Source organism: Paenibacillus sp. J31R98 (assembly GCF_056269245.1).
In genome coordinates this window covers 431,699-452,681 of record NZ_JBWDNO010000002.1, presented here as the reverse complement: position 1 = coordinate 452,681, position 20,983 = coordinate 431,699, and the positions used below count along the sequence as shown (strand labels likewise).

The following is a 20,983-nucleotide window of genomic DNA, read 5'->3' as shown; positions in this document are numbered from 1 at the left end:
AGAATGCCGTTTAAACCGATCGACTTTCAAATGTCGATTCCTCGTACCCCTGACCACGGGGCTCAGCAGAGTCAGCAGAACCAGCGTATGCTCGGGGAACAGTTGCGTCTTGAGCATGATACTGCCAAACAGACGGATCTTGCACGATCGCGTAATACTGCGGTGGAGCAGAGCAGCGAACCGCAGATTAAGAACAATAATCAGCGTGAATCAAGGTCGCAGTCGAAGCTGAAGAAACAGAATCAGCAAGCAGATAGTGCCGAAGACTCGGATCAGGGGCAAGGGGAATCGCAGCATCCGTATAAAGGCAAACATATTGATATTTCGCTCTGAAGCGAGTATCCGAATTTGAGCAGGTGATAATTATGGAACCATGGCAAACCATTATGCTTATCGGCGGAATTGCTGTCGTATGCGCAGCAGTCCTTCCACGAAGGTCAAATGGAAATCAGCAAAGTGACCAGTCACAGACGGTCCGTAATATGGAAACAGCTCTTGAGCAGTTTATGGAGAATTTAGAAGCGGACAATAAAGAGATGATGGAGCTTGTGTCCAAATCCACGCAAGATGCGCAGCAGCAAGCGGTAAAGCGTGATGAACGCATTGGGCAGTTGGAGAACCGTTGCGCAGAACTCGAACAGGTGATCAGCGAACAGTCCAAGCAGCTTGACGTAGCCATTGCGCAAGTGAAAGAACAAGCTTCTTGGGCAGCCGCGCAGGTTGCGCATGCCAAGTACGAGAGCGGTGCAGCAGATGAGGCAGCGATTCTGCAGCAAGAACCAATCATTCAGACACCTACAATTCGCGAGCGTTATGCCGAATTATTCGCTATGTATCAGAATGGCAAGTCCATTGATGCCATTGCGAAGAATCTTGGCTTGAATAAAGGAGAAGTGCAGCTTATTCTTCAGCTCTCGAAGCAGGAGGAGGCGGCACGTCATGAATAAACGGACTTTTCTATTCGGACTTGGCGTCGGCATTATTATAGGCTCAGCCTTGCTGCAGCTCATGCTTATTGGCGAGAAGCAGGTTAATAGCCCTGATCCGCTTAACCAGTCTGACGATATTAGCAGCGATGCGAAGATGTATACGCAAGCGGAACTGGACAAAGCAGTATCGAATGAACGTCAGCGTGTAGAAGCCGAAGCGAAGAAAGCGAACACGAAAGCGGACGCGGACAAACCGAAGGATAACGCTGCTAAAGATAACGATGCGAAGGATGCATCTGATGCGAAAGCCGATGCCGATAAGCAAACGAGCTCCAGCAAGTCAGATGGTGCTGTTACAGCACCAGAGGCTTCAGCGGCTCCAACAGCACCAGAGCAGAAGCGGATCGTTCTTCGCATTCCGCCGAACACGAGCGTTGCCGATACAGCGGTTATCCTTGCAGCTAAAGGCGTTATCAACAATAAGAAGGCATTCGTTGACCTGATGCGTACCAAGAAAATACGTGCAGGCTATTTTGCTTTTCAAGGGAAGCTTTCGCTGCACCAGGTCGGCACGATTTTGACAAGCAAGCCGTTAGAGCCATCTTCTGCAAAGCGTGAGATGGATGCGGCAATAGGGGATAATTAATGCTTGTAAGGACTTGGTCCTGAAAATCTGTCAATCACAGTTGCATGCGTGCATATAGATGTGATATAGTAATTGACGGTGTTAAAAACACACGCCGATTAATTTCGCCATTGGTGCTCTGGCCCGGCCTGAGTGATGACGAAAGATGATATTGGCGGAGGTAACCACTACTAACCATTTAACAGGAGGTGTGTAAGAGATGGCGGTAATTTCCATGAAACAGCTTCTAGAAGCTGGGGTACACTTCGGTCACCAAACTCGTCGTTGGAACCCTAAGATGGATCGTTATATCTTCACAGAACGTAACGGTATTTACATCATTGACTTGCAGAAAACAGTTAAGAAGGTCGAAGAAGCTTATAACTTCGTACGTTCGATCGGCGAAGAAGGCGGCACTATTCTCTTCGTAGGTACTAAGAAACAAGCACAAGATTCGGTGAAAGAAGAAGCAGAACGTTGCGGCAACTTCTACATCAATCAACGTTGGCTCGGCGGCACGCTGACTAACTTCCAAACAATCCAAAAGCGTATTGATCGCTTGAAAACTCTTGAGAAGTGGGAAGAGGACGGCACTTTCGACGTTCTTCCTAAGAAAGAAGTTATCATTCTCCGTAAAGAGAAAGATCGTCTTGAGAAGTTCCTTGGTGGTATCAAAGGCATGAGAGGTTTGCCAAGCGCACTGTTCATCATCGACCCACGCAAAGAGCGTATCGCGGTTGCTGAAGCACGCAAACTTGGTATCCCAATTGTTGGTATCGTTGATACTAACTGTGATCCGGACGAAATCGACTACGTTATCCCAGGTAACGACGATGCAATCCGTGCGGTTAAATTGCTTACTGCGAAGATGGCTGATGCAATTGTTGAGTCGCGTCAAGGCGAAGTAACAACTGCTTAATTAGCTGATAGCGATAGAAAACGAAAGGGTGGTCAGACGGTGAATAACCTCTCACCGCCCTTTTTTCGAATACTTAACCTTAAACATTTCAGGAGGATTCCACAATGGCAGTTAGTGCTAGTGCAGTAAAAGAATTGCGCGAAAGAACAGGCGCAGGTATGCTTGATTGTAAAAAAGCGCTTGATGAAACAAACGGTGATATCGCGAAAGCAATCGACTTGCTTCGTGAAAAAGGTCTTTCCGCAGCAGCAAACAAAGCGGGTCGTGCAGCTACTGAAGGTACAGTAGAGTCCTACATCCACGCTGGCGGCCGTATCGGCGTATTGGTAGAAATCAACTGCGAAACTGACTTCGTTGGTAAAACAGATCAGTTCCGCGAGTTCGCTCGTGATATCGCAATGCAAATCGCAGCTGCAAACCCTAAGTTTGTAAGCCGTGAAGAAGTATCTGCAGAAGAGCTTGAGAAAGAGCGTGAAATCTTGAAAGCTCAAGCGCTGAACGAAGGCAAACCAGAGAAAATCGTTGAAAAAATGGTTGATGGCCGTATCAGCAAATACTACGAAGAGTACTGCTTGCTTGAGCAACCATTCATTAAAGATCCAGACAAAACGATCCATACACTGCTGAAAGAGAAAATCAGCACAATTGGTGAGAACATCTCTATCCGTCGCTTCGCTCGTTTCGAGCTTGGTGAAGGCCTTGAGAAAAAAGAAGACAACTTCGTTCAAGAAGTTATGTCGCAAGCTAAATTGTAATCCGAACGCACAAGCGGGGCGGGGCGTTCGCCCCGCCTATTTCCTATAATAGGACTGTTTTATTAAGTATGCGGCCTTGAAACAAGGTCCAAGATGGAGGTAAACCACGTTGCAAAGTCCCGTGTACAAACGTGTAGTATTGAAAGTTAGCGGAGAGTCGCTTTCGGGTAACAATGGATATGGCATCGACTCTGCAATGATTTCATCGATCGCAGAGCAAGTAAAAGAAGTTGTAGAAATGAACGTTGAAGTTGCTATCGTATGCGGTGGCGGCAACATCTGGCGTGGTATTGCAGGTTCTGAAAAAGGAATTGACCGTGCAACTGCTGACTATATGGGCATGCTAGCTACAGTTATGAATTCCTTGGCGCTGCAAGATGCGCTTGAACAAATCGAAGTGCCAACACGCGTACAAACATCTATCGCAATGCAGCAAATTGCGGAGCCTTACATACGTCGCCGGGCAATCCGTCATCTGGAGAAAGGCCGTGTCGTTATCTTCGCTGCAGGCACAGGTAACCCGTTCTTCTCAACAGATACAACTGCGGCGCTTCGTGCAGCTGAGATTGAAGCTGAAGTAATTCTAATGGCGAAAAACAAAGTGGATGGCGTATATTCTGCGGATCCGTTTAAAGATGCGTCAGCTGAGAAGTATGAAACGCTGACTTATATGGAAGTGCTGAACCGTAACCTTGGCGTAATGGATTCGACCGCGTCTTCACTCTGTATGGACAATAACATTCCTCTTGTTGTGTTCAACATTACAGAGAAGGGTAACATTAAGCGCGTTGTTCTCGGTGAAAAAATCGGAACTATTGTGATGAAGGAGAGTGTGGGCTAGTGCCACAGTCAATCAAGAAGAGCGCTGAAGAGCGCATGGACAAAGCAATTATCGCATTGAAGCGCGATCTCTCTACGCTCCGTGCAGGCCGAGCAACTCCGGCACTGTTGGACCGTGTTCAAGTTGAATATTACGGGGCAATGACGCCTGTTAACCAATTAGCAAATATCAACACACCGGACTCCCGGACCATTCTAATCCAGCCTTGGGATAAATCCTCCCTTGGTGCGATCGAGAAATCGATTATGAAATCGGATCTTGGCTTGACACCGTCGAATGATGGTTCAACCATTCGGCTCGTCATTCCAATGTTGACGGAAGAGCGCCGTTCAGATCTCGTGAAAATGACGAAAAAATTCGGCGAAGAAGCGAAGGTAGCCATCCGTAACATTCGTCGCGATGCGAACGATGACATCAAGAAGCTTGAGAAGAGTGATATCTCCGAAGATGAATCGCGCCGTCATCAAGATGACATTCAGAAGACGACAGACAAGTTTGTTGCTGAAGTTGAACGCGTACTATCCGCTAAAGAGAAAGACATTATGGAAGTTTAATGCATAAGAACCGGCCCCTCCGACAGGTGGGGTCTGCCTGCATAAATCGACATTAGCGGCGGGAGGACGAACATGTGTTACAGCGAGTGAAAGCTTTATTCGGCAAGTCTACTGTGCCACAGTCGCAGATGCCTGAGTCGGATAATATCCCGCAGCATATCGCAATCATTATGGACGGCAACGGCAGATGGGCAAAGAGCCGCGGGCTGCCGCGGATGGCCGGGCATCATTCCGGTATGAAGACGGTCAAACGGATTACGATGGCTGCCAATCGGCTTGGCGTTAAATATTTGACGCTCTACGCATTCTCGACCGAGAATTGGAAGCGGCCGAAAGCAGAAGTGGAGTTTCTCATGAAGCTGCCGCAAGAGTTTCTATCCATCGAACTGAAGGACCTGATGGAGAATAACGTGCAGGTGCGCATGATGGGATATAGAGGCGATCTACCTTCGCACACCTTGCTAGCGGTGGAAGAGGCTATTGAGCGTACAGCTGGTAATACCGGACTTGTACTGAATTTTGCCCTCAATTACGGTAGCCGTAAAGAAATGATTGAAGCGGTTCGAGGCATTAGCCAAGCTGTGGCTGATGGCAAGCTGGATCCAAGCGATATCAATGAATCGCACATGGAAGCTCACTTGCTTACCGCAGGTTTACCTGACCCTGACCTGCTTATTCGCACAAGCGGCGAGCTTCGTCTCAGCAATTTTATGCTATGGCAATTGGCTTATAGCGAAATGTGGTTTACAGATGTCTATTGGCCTGAGTTTACAGAAGCGCATTTTCACGAAGCTGTTCGTGAATATCAGATGCGTGCTCGTCGTTACGGCGGGGTATAGACCTTAGGCTTAACTGGAGCGTGTCTTCTAAAGTGAAACAACGGATTATTACAGGCCTAATTGGTGGTGCTGCTTTTATCGCGCTAACCGTACTTGGCGGATGGTTTTATTTTGCACTTCTCCTCTTGCTTGCAATTATCGGTTTTATTGAATACAGGCGAATGAACGGGGTAGCTGCATTCCATCCTTTATCACTACTTGGCTTTGCAGGTACGCTCGTGCTGTTCATTCCTTGGGATGAATTCGGACTCGATAATCCTGCAGCGATACATACGATTTGGTTATTGTTATTCTTATTGTTAACAGTGACGGTGCTGACGAAGAACGTGATCACGATTGATGGCGCAGCTCTGATGCTGCTTGGCGCAATCTATGTCGGTTATGGATTCCATGCGATGTTTGAAGTGCGTAATGCGGATAACCATGGCCTGTTCACGACTTGTATGGCATTCGGGGCGATCTGGGCTTCTGATATCGGTGCCTATTTCACTGGACGAGCTATTGGCAAGCGTAAACTGTGGCCGTCCATCAGCCCAAACAAAACGATTGAAGGTTCTATAGGCGGCGTTGTGCTTTCGCTGGCAATCGCGGTCATATTTGCATTGGCATATCCGGATATTATTAACATTGGTCGTGCGCTGCTTATTGGACTTGTTGCTGCGGTTGCAGGTCAACTCGGAGACTTGATTCAATCCGCGTACAAGAGGGTCCGCGGGATCAAAGATACCGGTTCGATTCTGCCGGGACACGGCGGCGTACTCGATCGTTGTGACAGCTGGTTGGTTGTATTTCCGCTGCTCGTCATGACGGGATTGCTACCGCTGTAAGACTCATGTGAGTGAGTCTGATTTTTCTGAATGCATGAACATCAGGAGGGTCGAAGATTGAAGAAAATTACGATTCTTGGCTCCACTGGATCAATAGGTACACAAACACTCGATATCTTAGGCCGAGAGCCTGAGCGTTATCAGGTTGAAGGGCTTGCGGCAGGCAGCAATCTTGAGCTTGTTATTGAACAAGCGAAGCGGTTCAAGCCGAAGACAGTCTGTTTGTCCACAAAGGAGCTCGCGGAAGAAGCCAAACTTCATCTGCCATCCGGGACGAAAGTGCTTTATGGCAATGAAGGGCTCATTGAAACTGCTGCGGATACGGATGCGGATACGGTTGTTACGGCTATAGTCGGAAGCAGAGGCTTGGAGGCAACGCTTGCTGCAATTGAAGCGGGGAAACATATTGGGCTTGCAAACAAAGAAACACTCGTGACCGCAGGCCATATTGTCATGCGAAGAGCTGCTGAAAAGGGCGTATCCATTCTCCCGATTGACAGCGAGCACTCCGCGATCTTCCAATGCTTGAACGGTGAAAGACGTTCGGATGTAAAGCGCATCACGCTGACCGCTTCGGGAGGCTCGTTCCGTGATCGGACTCGTGAAGAGCTGCAAGGCGTTACCCTTGCAGAGGCACTGAATCATCCGAACTGGTCGATGGGTGCGAAGATTACGATTGATTCTGCTACGATGGCGAACAAAGGGCTAGAAGTCATTGAGGCGCATTGGCTGTTTGACTTGTCCTATGATCAAATCGACGTCATCATCCATCCTGAGAGCATCATTCATTCATATGTAGAGTTCGTCGATCACAGCATTATCGCACAGCTGGGGATGCCGGATATGCGCGTGCCGATCCAATATGCGCTCACCTATCCGGGGCGCAGGCCGACGCCGACAGAGTCGCTCAATCTGGCGAAGCTGTCAGCGCTGCACTTCCGCGAAATGGATTTCGAACGTTACCCTTGCCTTCGCTTCGCTTATGAGAGCGGTCGAGCAGGTCAATCGGTACCGACGGTATTCAACGCGGCGAATGAAACCGCAGTTGCGCGTTTCCTCGAAGGAACAATTACATTCTTAGAGATCGAGACCGTTATTGCAAAAGTGCTTGAGCAGCATCAAGCGATCGACGTACCAGACGTACAGTCGATAGCAGAAGTTGATGCTTGGGCGCGTTCTGTTGCTGCAAACATCTGAGCCTAAGGGGTTCTCTTGAATCGTACGGGAGAATAATGATAATCTAAGTACAGGCCGTTACGAACAGGAGGCTCGAATAACGATGCATATGATACAGGTCGTCTTTTCTACGGTAATGGTCTTCTTCGTCATTGTGACGATCCATGAATGGGGTCACTTTTATTTTGCGAAGCGTGCCGGTATATTGGTTAGAGAGTTTGCAATCGGATTTGGTCCGAAGCTGTTTTCCATCAAGCGCGGCGAGACGCGCTATACGCTGCGACTAGTGCCAGCAGGCGGTTTCGTGCGAATGGCAGGAGAAGATCCGGAGCTTGTTGAAGTCCAGCCAGGTCAAACGGTAGCCGTAAGACTGAAGGATGACGTTGTTACGCGCATCTACCTTGATCGTCTGGATGATCGCAGCAATGTGGTACGTGGTGAAGTCGAGAAGATTGATATCGAACGCACGATGAGAATTGCCCTTTCGGCAGATGGTGTAACGGAGTCATACCGCGTACATCCGCAGGCGCTTATGATCACGAAGGGGAAAGAGACTCAGGTTGCGCCGCTGGATCGTCAGTTCGGCAGCAAGACTGTCGGACAACGCGCACTAGCAATTGTCGCAGGTCCTGTAATGAATTTTATTCTCGCATTCGTGCTGTTCGGCGTCTACTTCCAGATGGCAGGCGTACCGATGGAGAACCCGGATCGTCTGCTCATTGGCGATGTTGTAGATGGAATGCCTGCCTCCAAGGTGGATATTCAAGTCGGAGACGTCATTGATTCGGTCAATGGGGTCAAGATTGGCGGCGATTCCACGAAGATGATCGACATGATTGGCAAGTCCGTCGACGTGCCGCTGACATTCAACGTCATTCGCGACGGCAAGCTGCATTCCATCAAGGTAACGCCAAAGCTTGATAAAGCTTCGGGTGTAGGCAAGCTGGGAATATCAGCAGCTGCGCCATCCCGCTCCGTCACATTCACCGAAACATTCACCTTCGCGGGCAAAGCGATGAAGAATATGACGATTATGATTTTTGACGGCTTCAAGAAGCTTGTGCTGGGTGATTTCAAGATGGAAGATCTTGGCGGTCCTGTGCGGACTGCACAGGTAACAAGTCAAATTGCTGCACAGGGCATAACGCAGCTCGTTTCATGGGTAGCAGTACTTAGTTTGTATTTAGGCATATTCAATTTGCTGCCGATTCCGGCACTGGATGGAAGCAGGCTCGTCTTCCTTGGCCTGGAGGCAGTCCGCGGACGTCCGATTGATCCGAACCGGGAGAGCATGGTGCACTTCATTGGCTTCGCCATGCTGATGCTGCTCATGCTGGCGGTCACATATAATGATATTTTGCGATTGGTAAGAGGGGAGCACTGAGTCGGTCATGTCGAAAGAGAAGCAGTTCGTTTCAGCAGAAATCACGCCGCAGAGCGAGGATTTCTCACGCTGGTACATTGATGTTATTAAAAAAGCCGAACTGATGGATTATTCCCCAGTGCGCGGTTGTATCGTATTCCGCCCGGAAGGGTTTGAAATTTGGGAGCACATGCGTGATGAATTAGACCGCAGATTCAAGGAATCCGGTCACCGCAACGCGTACTTCCCGATGTTCATCCCGGAGAGCTTCTTCATGAAAGAGAAGGAGCACATTGAAGGCTTTAACCCGGAGCTGCCATGGGTAACCGAGGCAGGCGGAGAGAAGCTGGAAGAACGTCTGGCGATTCGTCCGACATCCGAGACGATTATCGGTCATATGTATGCGAAGTGGATTCAATCGTACCGTGACTTGCCTGTCCTGATTAACCAATGGGCAAACGTTGTACGTTGGGAGAAACGCACATTGCCATTCCTTCGTACGACGGAGTTCTTGTGGCAAGAAGGCCACACCGCTCATGAAAATGAGACAGAGGCTCGCGAAGAAACGAATCAGATGCTTGAGACTTACCGCGATTTCTGCGAGAACTACTTGGCGATTCCGGTTATTATGGGACAGAAGACACCTTCTGAGCGTTTTGCCGGTGCAGTAGATACCTATTCCATTGAAGCCATGATGAAGGACGGCCGTGCGGTACAAGCCGGTACTTCCCATTATCTCGGTACGAAGTTTGCAGTCGCATTCGATATCAAGTATTTGGACCGTGAGAACACGCTGCAATACTGCCACACGACTTCATGGGGCGTATCGACTCGTTTGATGGGTGCGCTGATTATGGTACATGGCGATGACCGCGGGCTAGTATTGCCGCCGAAGGTTGCTCCAACACAAGTCATCATGATTCCAATCGGACCTCCGAAGACACGTGAGCAAGTGATTGGCCGTGTGGACGAGCTGTTCGCTGAGCTGAAGAAGGCAGGCATTCGCGTGAAAGTGGATGATCGCAGCGACGTTAGCCCAGGCTGGAAGTTCAATGAATACGAAATGCGCGGCGTACCGATTCGCCTTGAGCTTGGACCTCGCGATATGGAGAATGGACAAGTCGTTCTCGTATCCCGGATTACAGGCGAGAAGCGTATCGTACTTCAAAGCAATTTGAAGGAAGAAATTGATGGTATGCTGACGGAGATCCATAATGATATGCTTGAGCGAGCGAAGCAGTTCCGTACGGATCATTCCTATTCGGTCGAAACGCTTGATGAGATGAAATCGTTGTTTGAAGAGCAGCGCGGCTTCGCTACGGCAGGCTGGTGCGGCTCGGATGCATGTGAGAGCCAGGTGAAGGAAGAGACGGGCGCAACAAGCCGTAACATTCCGTTTGAACCGGCTGAGCATAAAACAAAATGTTTGGTGTGCGGAGAGAAAGCAGAGCATACGGTTGTGTTTGCTCGCGCGTACTAATGAAATAGGAGATGAGACGGCCCTTTGGGCCGTTTCTTCTTGAGACACGTAAACGCGTAACGATAGCTATTGCCGTCTGGGAGACGGTAGTAGCCGTTTACATTTGGGGGAGAAATGAATGAACCAAACCGGGGACAAGCGGCAGCGGTTCGAGCTGCTATTGAAGCAGGCAGAATTGCCGCAGCAATTGACGGATGAGCATTTTGGTGATGCCTATATAGACAAAGTGGTCGTAAGCCGGAGTAACCGGGAGTGGACGTTTTGCATTCGCAAAGCGTCTTTGGTTCCTTTACCGGCTTTTACTGTTTTTTGTCGCAGCATTCAAGCGAAATTTACCCATATAGCTCAAATTTCGTTCCAGTTTCAGTTTGGTGAAGATGTGCAGAAGGAAGAGGTTATCGAGGCATACTGGCCGGCATTCGTCGAGTGGCTGCAGCATAGCAATCCATCCGTAAATGGCTGGATTAGCAAGTCGAAGATGGATGTATCCGGTGACCACATTACACTGCACTTAATGGATGAGATGGGGCTTGAGCTTGCACGGAAGAAGAAAATTGACGAGCTTGCAGTTGATTTCTATCAGCAGCAGTTCTCTGTCGCTTGTCGCGTGAAGCTGGTTGTTGCAGAGTCGAACCAAGAAGTGTTCGAGGAGTTCAATCAGAAGCGGGTCATGGAAGAGCGCGAAGTGCTCGAAGCGATGATGATGGCAAGCGTGCCTGAGGAGCCACCGCTTGATGAAGGCGATGTGCGCCTAGTCGTCGGGTATGACATTCGCGATGAAGCCGTTCCGATCATGAATGTCGTCGAAGAAGAGAAGAAGGTAACCGTTCAAGGTACTGTTTTCGGCTTAGACGAGAAGGAGCTGCGGAACGGCAGCACCCTGTTTACGTTCAACGTGACGGACTTTACAGATTCCATAGCTATGAAGATGTTCGCCAAGACGAAGGAAGATGTTAAAGTTCTGAAGCAGCTCGCGAACGGCAAGTGGATCAAAGCGCGCGGACGTGTGGAATATGACCGATTCATGATGGAGCCTGAGCTTGTCATGATGCCTTCCGATCTGCATGAAGTAGTAGCTCCGAAAGAAGCGAAGGATGATGCGGAAGAGAAACGCGTCGAATTCCATCTTCACACCACGATGAGTACAATGGACGCGATAACGTCAGTTGATACTTACATCAAGCAAGCGGCAAAATGGGGTCATAAAGCGATTGCGATTACCGACCACGGCAACGTCCAGTGTTACCCGGAAGCTGCGAAAGCGGCGAAGAAGCATGGCGTTAAGGTGCTGTTCGGCCTTGAAGCGAACGTCGTCAACGATGCCATTCCGATGGTTATGAATGCTCGTGAAGAGTTGATGCAGACAGCGACTTATGTTGTTTTCGACGTGGAGACAACAGGCTTATCTGTCGTGAATAATAAGATTATCGAGCTTGCTGGCGTGAAGATGCATGAGGGTAAGGAGATTGATCGATTCTCCACTTTCATTAATCCGCATGAGGATATTCCATACAACATCCAGCAGCTGACGAATATTACGAATGAGATGGTAGCAGACGCGCCTGATCTTAGCGAGAAGATTGGCGACTTTATAGATTTTGTTGGCGATTCCGTCCTTGTCGCGCATAATGCAAGGTTCGATATGGGCTTCCTTCAAGCGGCGTGCAAAGCGAACGGCTTGCCTGAAGTGAAGAATCCGGTGCTCGATACGCTGGAGCTTGCAAGGTTCCTTCATCCTTCGATGAAGAATCACAGGCTGAATACGCTAGCAGATAAATATAAAATCAGTCTCGAGAATCATCACCGTGCGATAGATGACTCCATTGCACTCGGCGGCGTTCTGTTCGGACTCATTGGCGATTGTGCAGCGCGCAATATTACGGGTCTGCAAATGCTGAACGACTATGTGGGACTCGACTTATCCAATATGCGTCCGTTCCACTGCTGTATTTATGCGCTTAACGGAACAGGCAAGAAGAACTTATTTAAACTTATATCGATGTCGCATACCCAGCATTTTAAACGTGTTGCAACGATTCCGAAGAGCAAGCTGTCAGATCTGCGTGAAGGACTGCTTATTATCTCGGGTTGCGAGAAAGGTGAATTCTTCGAGGCGGTTATGAACAAATCGGTCGAAGAAGCAGAAGAGGTTGCGCTGTATTACGACGTACTGGAAATTCAGCCAGTCACTTTCTACATGCATCTCGTGGAAAAGGGCTTCGTAGCAAGCCGTGCGGAGATTGAACAAGCCATTCGCCGCGTCTGTGAAATCGGCGATAAGCTTGGCAAGCCAATTATCGCAACGGGCAATGTGCACTATCTGCAGCAGCGGGACAAGCTGTTCCGGGATATTACCATTCACGGTATTACCGGGTTCAGTCCGCTCAAGGATATTCAAAAACCAGATGCGCATTTCCGCACAACGAAAGAAATGTTAGAGGAATTTGCTTTCCTCGGTGAAGCACGCGCTTATGAAGTCGTCGTCAAGAATACTTCCGAGCTTGCTGACCGTTTCGAAGAGTACAGTATGTTCCCTCCGAAGTTGTTCGTTCCGATTCTGGAAGGAGCGGATGAGGAGATGCGTAATACGTGCTATGATACGGCGCGTCAGCTATATGGAGAGCCGATACCAGAGGTCGTCGTAGAGCGGCTGGAGCGGGAGCTCGTGCCGATCACGAAAGCGGGCTTCGCAGCCAACTATCTAATCTCGGCGCGGCTTGTTAAGAAGTCGAATGCAGACGGTTACTTGGTTGGTTCCCGTGGTTCCGTAGGATCTTCCGTTGTAGCGACATTCCTTGGGATTTCCGAGGTTAACCCGCTCCCGGCACACTATACGTGTTTGAACACTGATTGCAAATATAGCGAGTTTTTCCTCGACGGCAGCTATCCGAGTGGATTTGATCTACCGAATAAAATATGCCCGAACTGCGGTAAGCCGCTGAAGGGTGAAGGACAGGATATTCCGTTCGAGACGTTCCTGGGCTTTAAAGGCGATAAAGTTCCCGATATCGATCTTAACTTCTCCGGCGAATATCAGCCGATCGCGCATAACTTCACGAAGGAAATGTTCGGTCCTGAGAACGTATACCGTGCAGGAACCATTGGTACGGTAGCGGAGAAGACAGCATATGGTTTTGCGAAGAAATACGAAGAAAGCTATGGAAAAAAGTGGCGTGGAGCTGAGCTTGCTCGCCTCGCGAACGGCTGTACGGGCGTTAAGCGAAGCACCGGTCAGCATCCGGGCGGTATTGTCGTAGTCCCGGATTACATTGAGGTTGAAGATGTTACGCCAGTGCAATTTCCAGCGGATGATGTGAACGCCGAGTGGAAAACGACGCATTTTGACTATCATGCCTTCGAGGATAATCTCCTTAAGCTCGATATTCTCGGACACGATGATCCGACGATGATGAGGATGCTCCAGGATCTCACCGGCGTCGATCCGACGACAATCCCGATGAACGATCCGAAGGTAATGAGCATGTTTAGCTCGACGGATGCGCTTGGTGTCATGCCTGACCGAATCCGTTCTACGGTCGCAACTTACGGCGTACCGGAGATGGGAACGAAATTCGTTCGTCAGATGCTTGAAGAGACAAAGCCCCAGACTTTTGCCGACTTACTGCAAATATCAGGCTTGTCTCACGGAACAGGCGTATGGCTTGGCAATGCGCAGGAGCTAATCAAGAACCGGACTTGCACGATCAAGACCGTTATCGGCTGTCGTGATGATATTATGCTTTTCTTAATTTATAAAGCAGGCATGGATGCGGGTCTCGCGTTCAAAATCACCGAGAGCGTACGTAAAGGTAAAGGTCTGACGCCAGAGTGGATCGAAGAGATGAAGCGTTGTAAGGTACCTCAGTGGTATATCGACTCGTGTCTGAAGATCGAGTACATGTTCCCGAAAGCGCACGCCGCGGCCTATGTTATCTCGGCTGTGCGTACCGCATACTTCAAGCTGTATTATCCGATCCATTACTATGCGACGTACTTCTCGATTCGTGCAGAGGATTTCGATCTTGAGCTTCTGTGTCAAGGTTACGAAGCAATCGGGCGCCGATTAGGCGAAATCGAGGCAAAAGGCTTTACTGCAACGCCGAAGGAGAAGAACAGCGTGTCTCTCCTTGAGATGGCGCTGGAGATGACAGCACGTGGTTTCACGTTTAAGCCAGTAGATTTGTATCGTTCCGAAGCGACGCGGTTCATCGTAGAAGACAAGTCGATCATTCCTCCATTCGGCGCAATCAGCGGTATCGGTGAGAATGCGGCGAAGAATATCGCCGGCGCTCGTGACTTCGGCGAGTTCTTGTCCATCGAGGACTTCCAGCAGAAGTCGAAGGCTTCGAAGACGATTGTTGAGGTTCTGACAGGCATGGGCTGTTTCCGCGGCTTGCCGGAGTCGAACCAGTTGTCGTTGTTCTAATAGGTAAATGGAAACCCGGTGCTGAGGCACCGGGTTTCGTGTTGTTAGTGGTTCGAGTGGTGGGAGGTTTGCCGCAGGCAAACGAGTCCCGTAGGGACGACTATGGTGTTGGTTTCAAGCTCTTAGGGAATTGGCTTTATACATTTCTACCTAACGAACTCACAAGTACTTATTACGAAGAAACTCGCATCATTTCTGAGTTAACGAACTCCAGAAAAGTTATTAGGCTTCAAATGGACGATTTGGTCCGCGATATATGGATAATAACGTGCTCTTAGTTTGTTAGCTTCGCAAAAGCGCTCAGCATTCAAAATTAAGTGCCTTAGGATTCACTAGCGACTGCAACAGTCACGCAGGCCGACTGGGTGCTCGCAAAAAGGGCGAAGCCGCTACAGCCGCTGCTGCCGAGGTTCTCCGGCAGCAGCGGCTTTTGCCGCAAAGCGAATGGCGGCGGCGAGGGGGGCAAATGGGCAGGGGAGCGTAGTTCGATGGTGCAGCCGGAGAGTTTACGTGCCGCCTTTGAACTCGGAATGCTACCGCTTGGCGGTCTAATTCAAGCATACCGAGTTCAACAGCGGCCGCAGGCGCACTACCGAACGGAGCGGTGGTCCTGCCCGGGCAGCCACACGCGCGACTAGCGGCTCCCCGCCACCATGAGCGCCCCTTATTGTCACCACATCATGGTTATGGTATAATCTTTCTGGTAATGCTGATGATACGACCTTTTCGCAGAAGAGTGGGGAAACCCACTCTTTACGTTTTGTCTGCACCTTTTTCGCCATACAGAATGTAGAATGACCCTCATCTCGCATGAGGTTGATATTCAGCTGAACTAAATTGAACTGCCAGTAACGCCGCCTCTTGCGTGGCGAACAGCTGCAGTGGGAGGTACATCGTTTTTGAACACAGCTATGATCAAAACCGCAGTTGAGGAAATGGCAAAGCCATTCCTCGATGAGAATGGATTTGAACTCGTTGACGTCGAGTATGTGAGAGAAGGCAGCAATTGGTTCCTTCGGATCTACGTTGACAAACTAGAAGGCCACATTGATATCGATGAGTGCGGCCGCATTAGCGAATACTTAAGTGAGAAGCTTGATGAGAACGATCCGATTTCGGATGCTTACTTCCTGGAAGTATCCTCGCCAGGTGCGGAACGTCCGCTGAAGAAGCCGGAGGATGTCCACAAATCCGTGGGCAAGCATGTATTTGTAACGACTTATGAGCAGATTGGCGGCTTGAAGGAGTTTGAAGGTACGCTGCTTTCTTTTGATGGCGAAGAAGTTGTTGTCGAGATCGGTAAGAAGAAACATACAATTCCTTACGCTAAAGTAGCAAGCGCCCGTTTAGCCATCATTTTCTAATCGTTGAAGATGAAGGCATGAATATAACGATAGGGAACCAGTTGAAAGGGGGAACTCATTTCCAATGAGCATGGAATTTATTGAAGCATTGTCGGAAATCGAAAGAGAGAAAGGGATCAGCAAAGATATTTTGCTGGAAGCGATCGAAGCGGCCCTGATTTCAAGCTACAAGCGCAATTTCAATACCGCGCAAAACGTGCGTGTGGATATTAACCGTTTTACAGGCGTCATTAAAGTGTATGCGCGCAAAACAGTCGTGGATGACGTTCTTGACCCGCGTCTTGAAATTTCCGTGGAAGCATCCCGCGAGATTAACCCGCATTACCAGCTTGATGACATCGCAGAAATCGAAGTAACCCCTCGTGACTTCGGCCGCATCGCCGCACAAACGGCGAAGCAAGTCGTCACACAGCGTATCCGTGAAGCTGAGCGCGGTCTCATCTACAATGCTTTCATCGATAAAGAAGAAGACATTGTGAACGGGATTGTTCAGCGTCAAGACGTACGGAACCTGTTCATCGACCTCGGTAAAGTTGAAGCGGTACTGCCGCTTACTGAACTTATGCCAACTGACAAGTTCAAGCATGGCGATCGGGTGAAATCGTTCATTACAAAGGTCGAGAATACGACGAAGGGTCCGCAGATTTTCCTTTCACGTACGCATCCAGGTCTGCTTAAGCGTCTCTTTGAACTAGAGGTTCCTGAAATCTACGACGGTGTAGTAGAAATTCGTTCCGTTGCGCGCGAAGCGGGCTTCCGTTCGAAGATTGCCGTACATTCTCGCAACTCGGAAGTAGATCCGGTCGGATCTTGCGTAGGGCAGAAAGGGATGCGCGTGCAAACGATCGTTACGGAGCTGAAGGGCGAGAAGATTGATATTGTTCGTTGGTCCGAGAACGTCGAAGAATATGTTGCGAATGCGCTGAGCCCTTCGAAGGTAATCGAAGTTATCGTATACGAGCAAGAGAAGATGGCGCGTGTTATCGTGCCGGACTATCAATTGTCGCTTGCGATTGGTATCAAAGGCCAGAACGCTCGCCTTGCTGCGAAGCTGACAGGCTGGAAGATTGATATTAAGAGCGAAACTCAAGCTGAGCAAGAGTTTGGCCGTCCAAAATCGCAAGTGGGCACGATGCACCAGGATTCCATCTCCATCGACTAATTTTTGTATAGGCGTGTTCAGGGGGGATGCATGGTGAGACCTAGAAAAATACCACTGCGCAAATGTGTGGCTTGCCAGCAGATGATGCCAAAGAAGGAACTGATTCGCGTCGTTCGAACTCCGGACGAGGCGATATTGATTGACCTGACAGGCAAAAAAGCTGGACGCGGCGCGTATCTGTGCGGTAAAGTGTCCTGCTTCAAGCTAGCGAAGAAGAGCAGAGCACTGGATCGGGCACTGAAACAGACCGTCGGCATCGAAATTTATGATCAACTTGAACAGGATTTTATTGCCGTCGAGGATACGTTTAACGCGAATAAGGATGCGATGGATAACGATGACGAAGAAGCATAAAGCACTCTCCTTACTCGGCATGGCGATGCGAGCAGGCAAGCTCGTGACCGGGGATGAAACCGTACTGAAGGCGGTTAGGCAAGGAAAAGCAAAAATCGTCATAGTTGCCGCTGATGCATCAGATAATACGAAGAAGAAGTTTCGGGACAAATGTGCCACCTACAATGTCAAGCTAATTGAAGCATTTGACCGGATTACGATCGGGGAAGCGATTGGCAAGTCGGAGCGAGTGCTGCTCGGCGTAACCGATGCAGGCTTCTCAAAGAGCATCCAACAGAGCTTAATTGAACCTTCGGAGGTGGAGTATATTGACTAAACAAAACGAGAGCAAAGACAATAAAGATAAGACGCGAGTCTATGAATACGCCAAGTCGCTAAACATGAGCAGCAAAGAAATTATTACCATTCTCAAGCGCCTCAATCTTCCTGTAAATAATCATATGAGCGTCATGGAGAATGAAATGGTCTCGAAAGTGGAAGGATTCTTCCGAGACATCAAAGCGAATGCTGCCGCTAAACGCGCGCAGGAGAACGCGACGGTATCCGCAGCGGCAGGAGCTTCCAATAATAATCGTCCTTCACAGCAAGGACAACCAGAGCGTAAGCCGCAGCAAACGAATTCGAATGCAGCGCAGAATCATGGTCATGCTAACAAAAATACTCAAGAAACGCAGGGGAATATGAACACAACAAATACACCATCATCAGCAGCGAATAACGCTGCACAATCGGCTCCAAGTCCATCATCTGCTACAGAATCAGCTTCAAACACAGCTTCAAACACAGCTTCAAACACAGCTTCAAACACAGCTTCAAACACAGCTCCAACTACAAACACACAACCTTCGGCGAATGCATCTCATTCTTCTTCTAATCAGCAGCGCCCGCAAGGTCAAGGCGGCGGCTATCAAGGCAATCGTCCGCAAGGTCAAGGCGGCGGCTACCAAGGCAACCGTCCGCAAGGTCAAGGCGGCGGCTACCAAGGCAATCGTCCACAAGGTCAAGGCGGCGGTTATCAAGGCAACCGTCCGCAAGGTCAAGGAAGCGGCTACCAAGGCAACCGTCCACAAGGTCAAGGCGGTCAAGGCGGTCAAGGTGGCGGCGGCTACCAAGGTAATCGTCCACAAGGTCAAAGCGGTCAAGGTGGCGGCGGTTACCAAGGTAATCGTCCACAAGGTCAAAGCGGTCAAGGTGGCGGTGGTTACCAAGGCAATCGTCCGCAAGGTCAAGGTGGTCAAGGTGGCAGCGGCTACCAAGGCAACCGTCCGCAAGGTCAAAGCGGTCAAGGTGGCGGCGGCTATCAAGGCAACCGTCCGCAAGGTCAAAGCGGTCAAGGTGGCAGCAGTCAGGGTGGCGGCGGTTTCCGTAACAATGCACCTCGCCAAGATTCGCAGCAATCGTCAGCAAACCGTACTAACAGTACACCTGCACGTACGTTCACGACGGAAGATAAGCGTAGAACGAATCCGAAAGCTGCGAACAATTCGTTCAACAGCGTAAACAAACGTTTTGACGATAACCGTACGGGCAGCAACTTCAGAAACAACCGTGGAGGCAAGAACAACCGCGGTAAAGGCCAGCAACAAGTGTACAAAGAGAAGATCGACAACACACCTAAGAAAATTATTGTACGTGGTACAATGTCCGTTGGCGATCTGGCGAAGCTGCTGCATAAGGATGCTTCCGAAGTCATCAAGAAACTCATTACGCTTGGCGTAATGGCAACGATCAACCAAGAGGTAGACCTCGATACGGTTCAACTGATTGCCACTGAATACGGTGTTGAAGTTGAAGTGAAGATCCCGGTTGAAGAGGATGCATTCGAGACATTCGAAGAGAAGGACGAAGATGATGTACTTGAAACTCGTCCGCCAGTTGTTACCATCATGGGTCACGTTGACCACGGTAAAACAACGCTTCTTGATGCGATTCGCCATACGAATGTAACTAGCGGCGAGGCAGGCGGCATTACGCAGCATATCGGTGCGTACCAAGTCGAAATCAACCACAAGAAAATTACTTTCCTTGATACACCAGGTCACGAAGCGTTTACGCTTATGCGTGCCCGTGGTGCACAGGTAACGGATATTACCATCATCGTTGTTGCAGCGGATGACGGCGTGATGCCACAGACGGTTGAAGCGATCAATCACGCGAAAGCAGCAGGCGTGCCAATCATCGTCGCTGTGAACAAGATTGATAAGCCAGGCGCGGATGTTGACAAAATCAAACAAAGCATGACTGAGTATGCACTCGTTCCGGAAGAATGGGGCGGCGATACGATCTTCGTAAACGTGTCTGCGAAGCAGCGCACGAACCTCGAAGAGCTGCTCGAGATGATTCTGCTCGTTGCAGAAATGAACGACTACAAAGCGAACCCGAACAAACGTGCTCGCGGTACGGTCATTGAAGCTGAGCTTGATAAAGGTAAAGGTCCGGTTGCGCGCGTGCTCGTACAGCACGGTACGCTTAAGATCGGCGACGCATTCGTTGCAGGTAACTGCTTCGGCCGTGTTCGTGCCATGGTCAATGACAAGGGCCGCAGACTCAAAGAAGCGGGTCCAAGTACGCCAATTGAGATTACTGGTTTGACTGAGGTTCCTCAAGCGGGCGATCCGTTCCTCGTATTCGAAGACGAGCGTAAAGCACGTGCTATCGCAGATCGTCGCGCAATCAAGCAGCGTCAAGCTGATCTTGGCGCGAACTCGAGAGTAACGCTTGAAGATTTGTACAATCATATTAAAGAAGGCGAGATCAAAGATCTGAACGTTATCATCAAAGGTGACGTTCAAGGCTCCACTGAGGCGCTTAAAGGATCACTTGCCAAGATTGATATTGAAGGCGTACGTGTCAAAATCATCCACAGCGGTGCCGGTGCGATCACTGAATCCGATATCAACCTTGCTGCTGCGTCGAGCGCTATCGTAATCGGCTTTAACGTTCGTCCTGAGCCACAAGCTCTTGCGACAGCCGAGCAAGAGAAAGTTGATATCCGTCTGCACAGCATCATTTACAACGTCATTGACGAAATCGAGCACGCAATGAAAGGCATGCTTGATCCAGTGTTCAAGGAAGTTGTTATTGGTCAAGCAGAAGTGCGTAACTTGTTCAAAGTTACGAAGGTCGGCGTAATCGCAGGTTGTATGGTTATTTCCGGTAAAATTGCGCGTAATGCTAAAGCACGGTTGATCCGTGGCGGAATCGTAACGTTCGATGGCGAGATCGAATCGCTTAAACGTTTCAAGGACGATGCCAAAGAAGTGGCACAAGGCTACGAGTGCGGTATTACGCTGGATAAGTTTAATGACCTCAGAGAAGGCGACATCATTGAAGCCTACATCTTGGAGTCAGTAGAGAGGTGATTAACCT

At 49.5% G+C, this 20,983-nt stretch carries 19 protein-coding genes; all 19 read left to right on the top strand.

Annotated features, from left to right (window positions below; all coding sequences use genetic code 11):
- Positions 1-3 precede the first annotated feature (3 nt).
- The 19 genes from AC0YNX_RS10500 to infB all read left to right on the top strand — a co-directional run bounded on the left by AC0YNX_RS10500 (position 4) and on the right by infB (position 20,976).
- On the top strand, positions 4-333 hold the full coding sequence (locus AC0YNX_RS10500; protein ID WP_475815633.1) for a hypothetical protein: 330 nt from the start codon (positions 4-6) through the stop codon (positions 331-333).
- A 32-nt stretch (positions 334-365) separates the two neighbouring features.
- Complete coding sequence (locus AC0YNX_RS10495; RefSeq protein WP_475815632.1) at positions 366-947, top strand: DUF6115 domain-containing protein; 582 nt, start codon at positions 366-368, stop codon at positions 945-947.
- A complete protein-coding gene (locus AC0YNX_RS10490) occupies positions 940-1,575 on the top strand; it encodes a hypothetical protein (protein ID WP_475815631.1) in 636 nt (211 codons plus the stop codon). Before AC0YNX_RS10495 ends, AC0YNX_RS10490 begins: the two co-directional genes overlap by 8 nt.
- 199 nt (positions 1,576-1,774) lie before the next feature.
- Positions 1,775-2,473, top strand: coding sequence for a 30S ribosomal protein S2 (gene rpsB / locus AC0YNX_RS10485; RefSeq protein WP_475779558.1), 699 nt, complete (start codon positions 1,775-1,777; stop codon positions 2,471-2,473).
- 104 nt (positions 2,474-2,577) lie between these two features.
- The gene (gene tsf / locus AC0YNX_RS10480) at positions 2,578-3,228 is read left to right on the top strand and encodes a translation elongation factor Ts (protein WP_475815630.1); all 651 of its coding nucleotides are present in this window, start codon (positions 2,578-2,580) and stop codon (positions 3,226-3,228) included.
- A gap of 109 nt (positions 3,229-3,337) precedes the next feature.
- Positions 3,338-4,069 carry a UMP kinase gene (gene pyrH / locus AC0YNX_RS10475; protein WP_126016398.1) on the top strand — a complete coding sequence of 244 codons (732 nt, stop codon included), beginning with the start codon at positions 3,338-3,340 and terminating at the stop codon, positions 4,067-4,069.
- The gene (frr, locus tag AC0YNX_RS10470) at positions 4,069-4,623 is read left to right on the top strand and encodes a ribosome recycling factor (RefSeq protein WP_475815629.1); all 555 of its coding nucleotides are present in this window, start codon (positions 4,069-4,071) and stop codon (positions 4,621-4,623) included. The genes pyrH and frr overlap by 1 nt, the downstream gene beginning before the upstream one ends.
- A 74-nt stretch (positions 4,624-4,697) precedes the next feature.
- Positions 4,698-5,462 (top strand): isoprenyl transferase, encoded by a 765-nt coding sequence (locus tag AC0YNX_RS10465; RefSeq protein ID WP_475815628.1) that lies wholly within the window; start codon positions 4,698-4,700, stop codon positions 5,460-5,462.
- Positions 5,463-5,494: 32 nt separating this feature from the next.
- On the top strand, positions 5,495-6,289 hold the full coding sequence (locus tag AC0YNX_RS10460; protein ID WP_475815627.1) for a phosphatidate cytidylyltransferase: 795 nt from the start codon (positions 5,495-5,497) through the stop codon (positions 6,287-6,289).
- A gap of 57 nt (positions 6,290-6,346) precedes the next feature.
- Positions 6,347-7,486 (top strand): 1-deoxy-D-xylulose-5-phosphate reductoisomerase, encoded by a 1,140-nt coding sequence (locus tag AC0YNX_RS10455; RefSeq protein ID WP_475815626.1) that lies wholly within the window; start codon positions 6,347-6,349, stop codon positions 7,484-7,486.
- An 82-nt stretch (positions 7,487-7,568) separates the two neighbouring features.
- Entirely contained in the window at positions 7,569-8,849 is a 1,281-nt protein-coding gene (rseP, locus tag AC0YNX_RS10450; protein ID WP_475815625.1) for an RIP metalloprotease RseP, read from the top strand.
- A 7-nt stretch (positions 8,850-8,856) separates the two neighbouring features.
- Positions 8,857-10,308, top strand: coding sequence for a proline--tRNA ligase (gene proS / locus AC0YNX_RS10445; RefSeq protein WP_475815624.1), 1,452 nt, complete (start codon positions 8,857-8,859; stop codon positions 10,306-10,308).
- 118 nt (positions 10,309-10,426) lie between these two features.
- Positions 10,427-14,734, top strand: coding sequence for a PolC-type DNA polymerase III (locus AC0YNX_RS10440; protein ID WP_475815623.1), 4,308 nt, complete (start codon positions 10,427-10,429; stop codon positions 14,732-14,734).
- Between the two features lie 365 nt (positions 14,735-15,099).
- Positions 15,100-15,372, top strand: a complete 273-nt coding sequence (locus tag AC0YNX_RS10435; protein ID WP_475815622.1) for a hypothetical protein — start codon at positions 15,100-15,102, stop codon at positions 15,370-15,372.
- A gap of 261 nt (positions 15,373-15,633) precedes the next feature.
- The gene (rimP, locus tag AC0YNX_RS10430) at positions 15,634-16,098 is read left to right on the top strand and encodes a ribosome maturation factor RimP (RefSeq protein WP_475815621.1); all 465 of its coding nucleotides are present in this window, start codon (positions 15,634-15,636) and stop codon (positions 16,096-16,098) included.
- A gap of 64 nt (positions 16,099-16,162) precedes the next feature.
- Entirely contained in the window at positions 16,163-17,260 is a 1,098-nt protein-coding gene (gene nusA / locus AC0YNX_RS10425) for a transcription termination factor NusA (protein ID WP_475815620.1), read from the top strand.
- A 33-nt stretch (positions 17,261-17,293) separates the two neighbouring features.
- Positions 17,294-17,614 carry an RNase P modulator RnpM gene (gene rnpM, locus AC0YNX_RS10420; RefSeq protein ID WP_475816221.1) on the top strand — a complete coding sequence of 107 codons (321 nt, stop codon included), beginning with the start codon at positions 17,294-17,296 and terminating at the stop codon, positions 17,612-17,614.
- Positions 17,598-17,930: a L7Ae/L30e/S12e/Gadd45 family ribosomal protein gene (locus AC0YNX_RS10415; protein ID WP_475815619.1), complete on the top strand. Its 333-nt coding sequence runs from the start codon at positions 17,598-17,600 to the stop codon at positions 17,928-17,930. Before rnpM ends, AC0YNX_RS10415 begins: the two co-directional genes overlap by 17 nt.
- Positions 17,923-20,976, top strand: a complete 3,054-nt coding sequence (infB, locus tag AC0YNX_RS10410) for a translation initiation factor IF-2 (RefSeq protein WP_475815618.1) — start codon at positions 17,923-17,925, stop codon at positions 20,974-20,976. Before AC0YNX_RS10415 ends, infB begins: the two co-directional genes overlap by 8 nt.
- Positions 20,977-20,983: the final 7 nt, after the last annotated feature.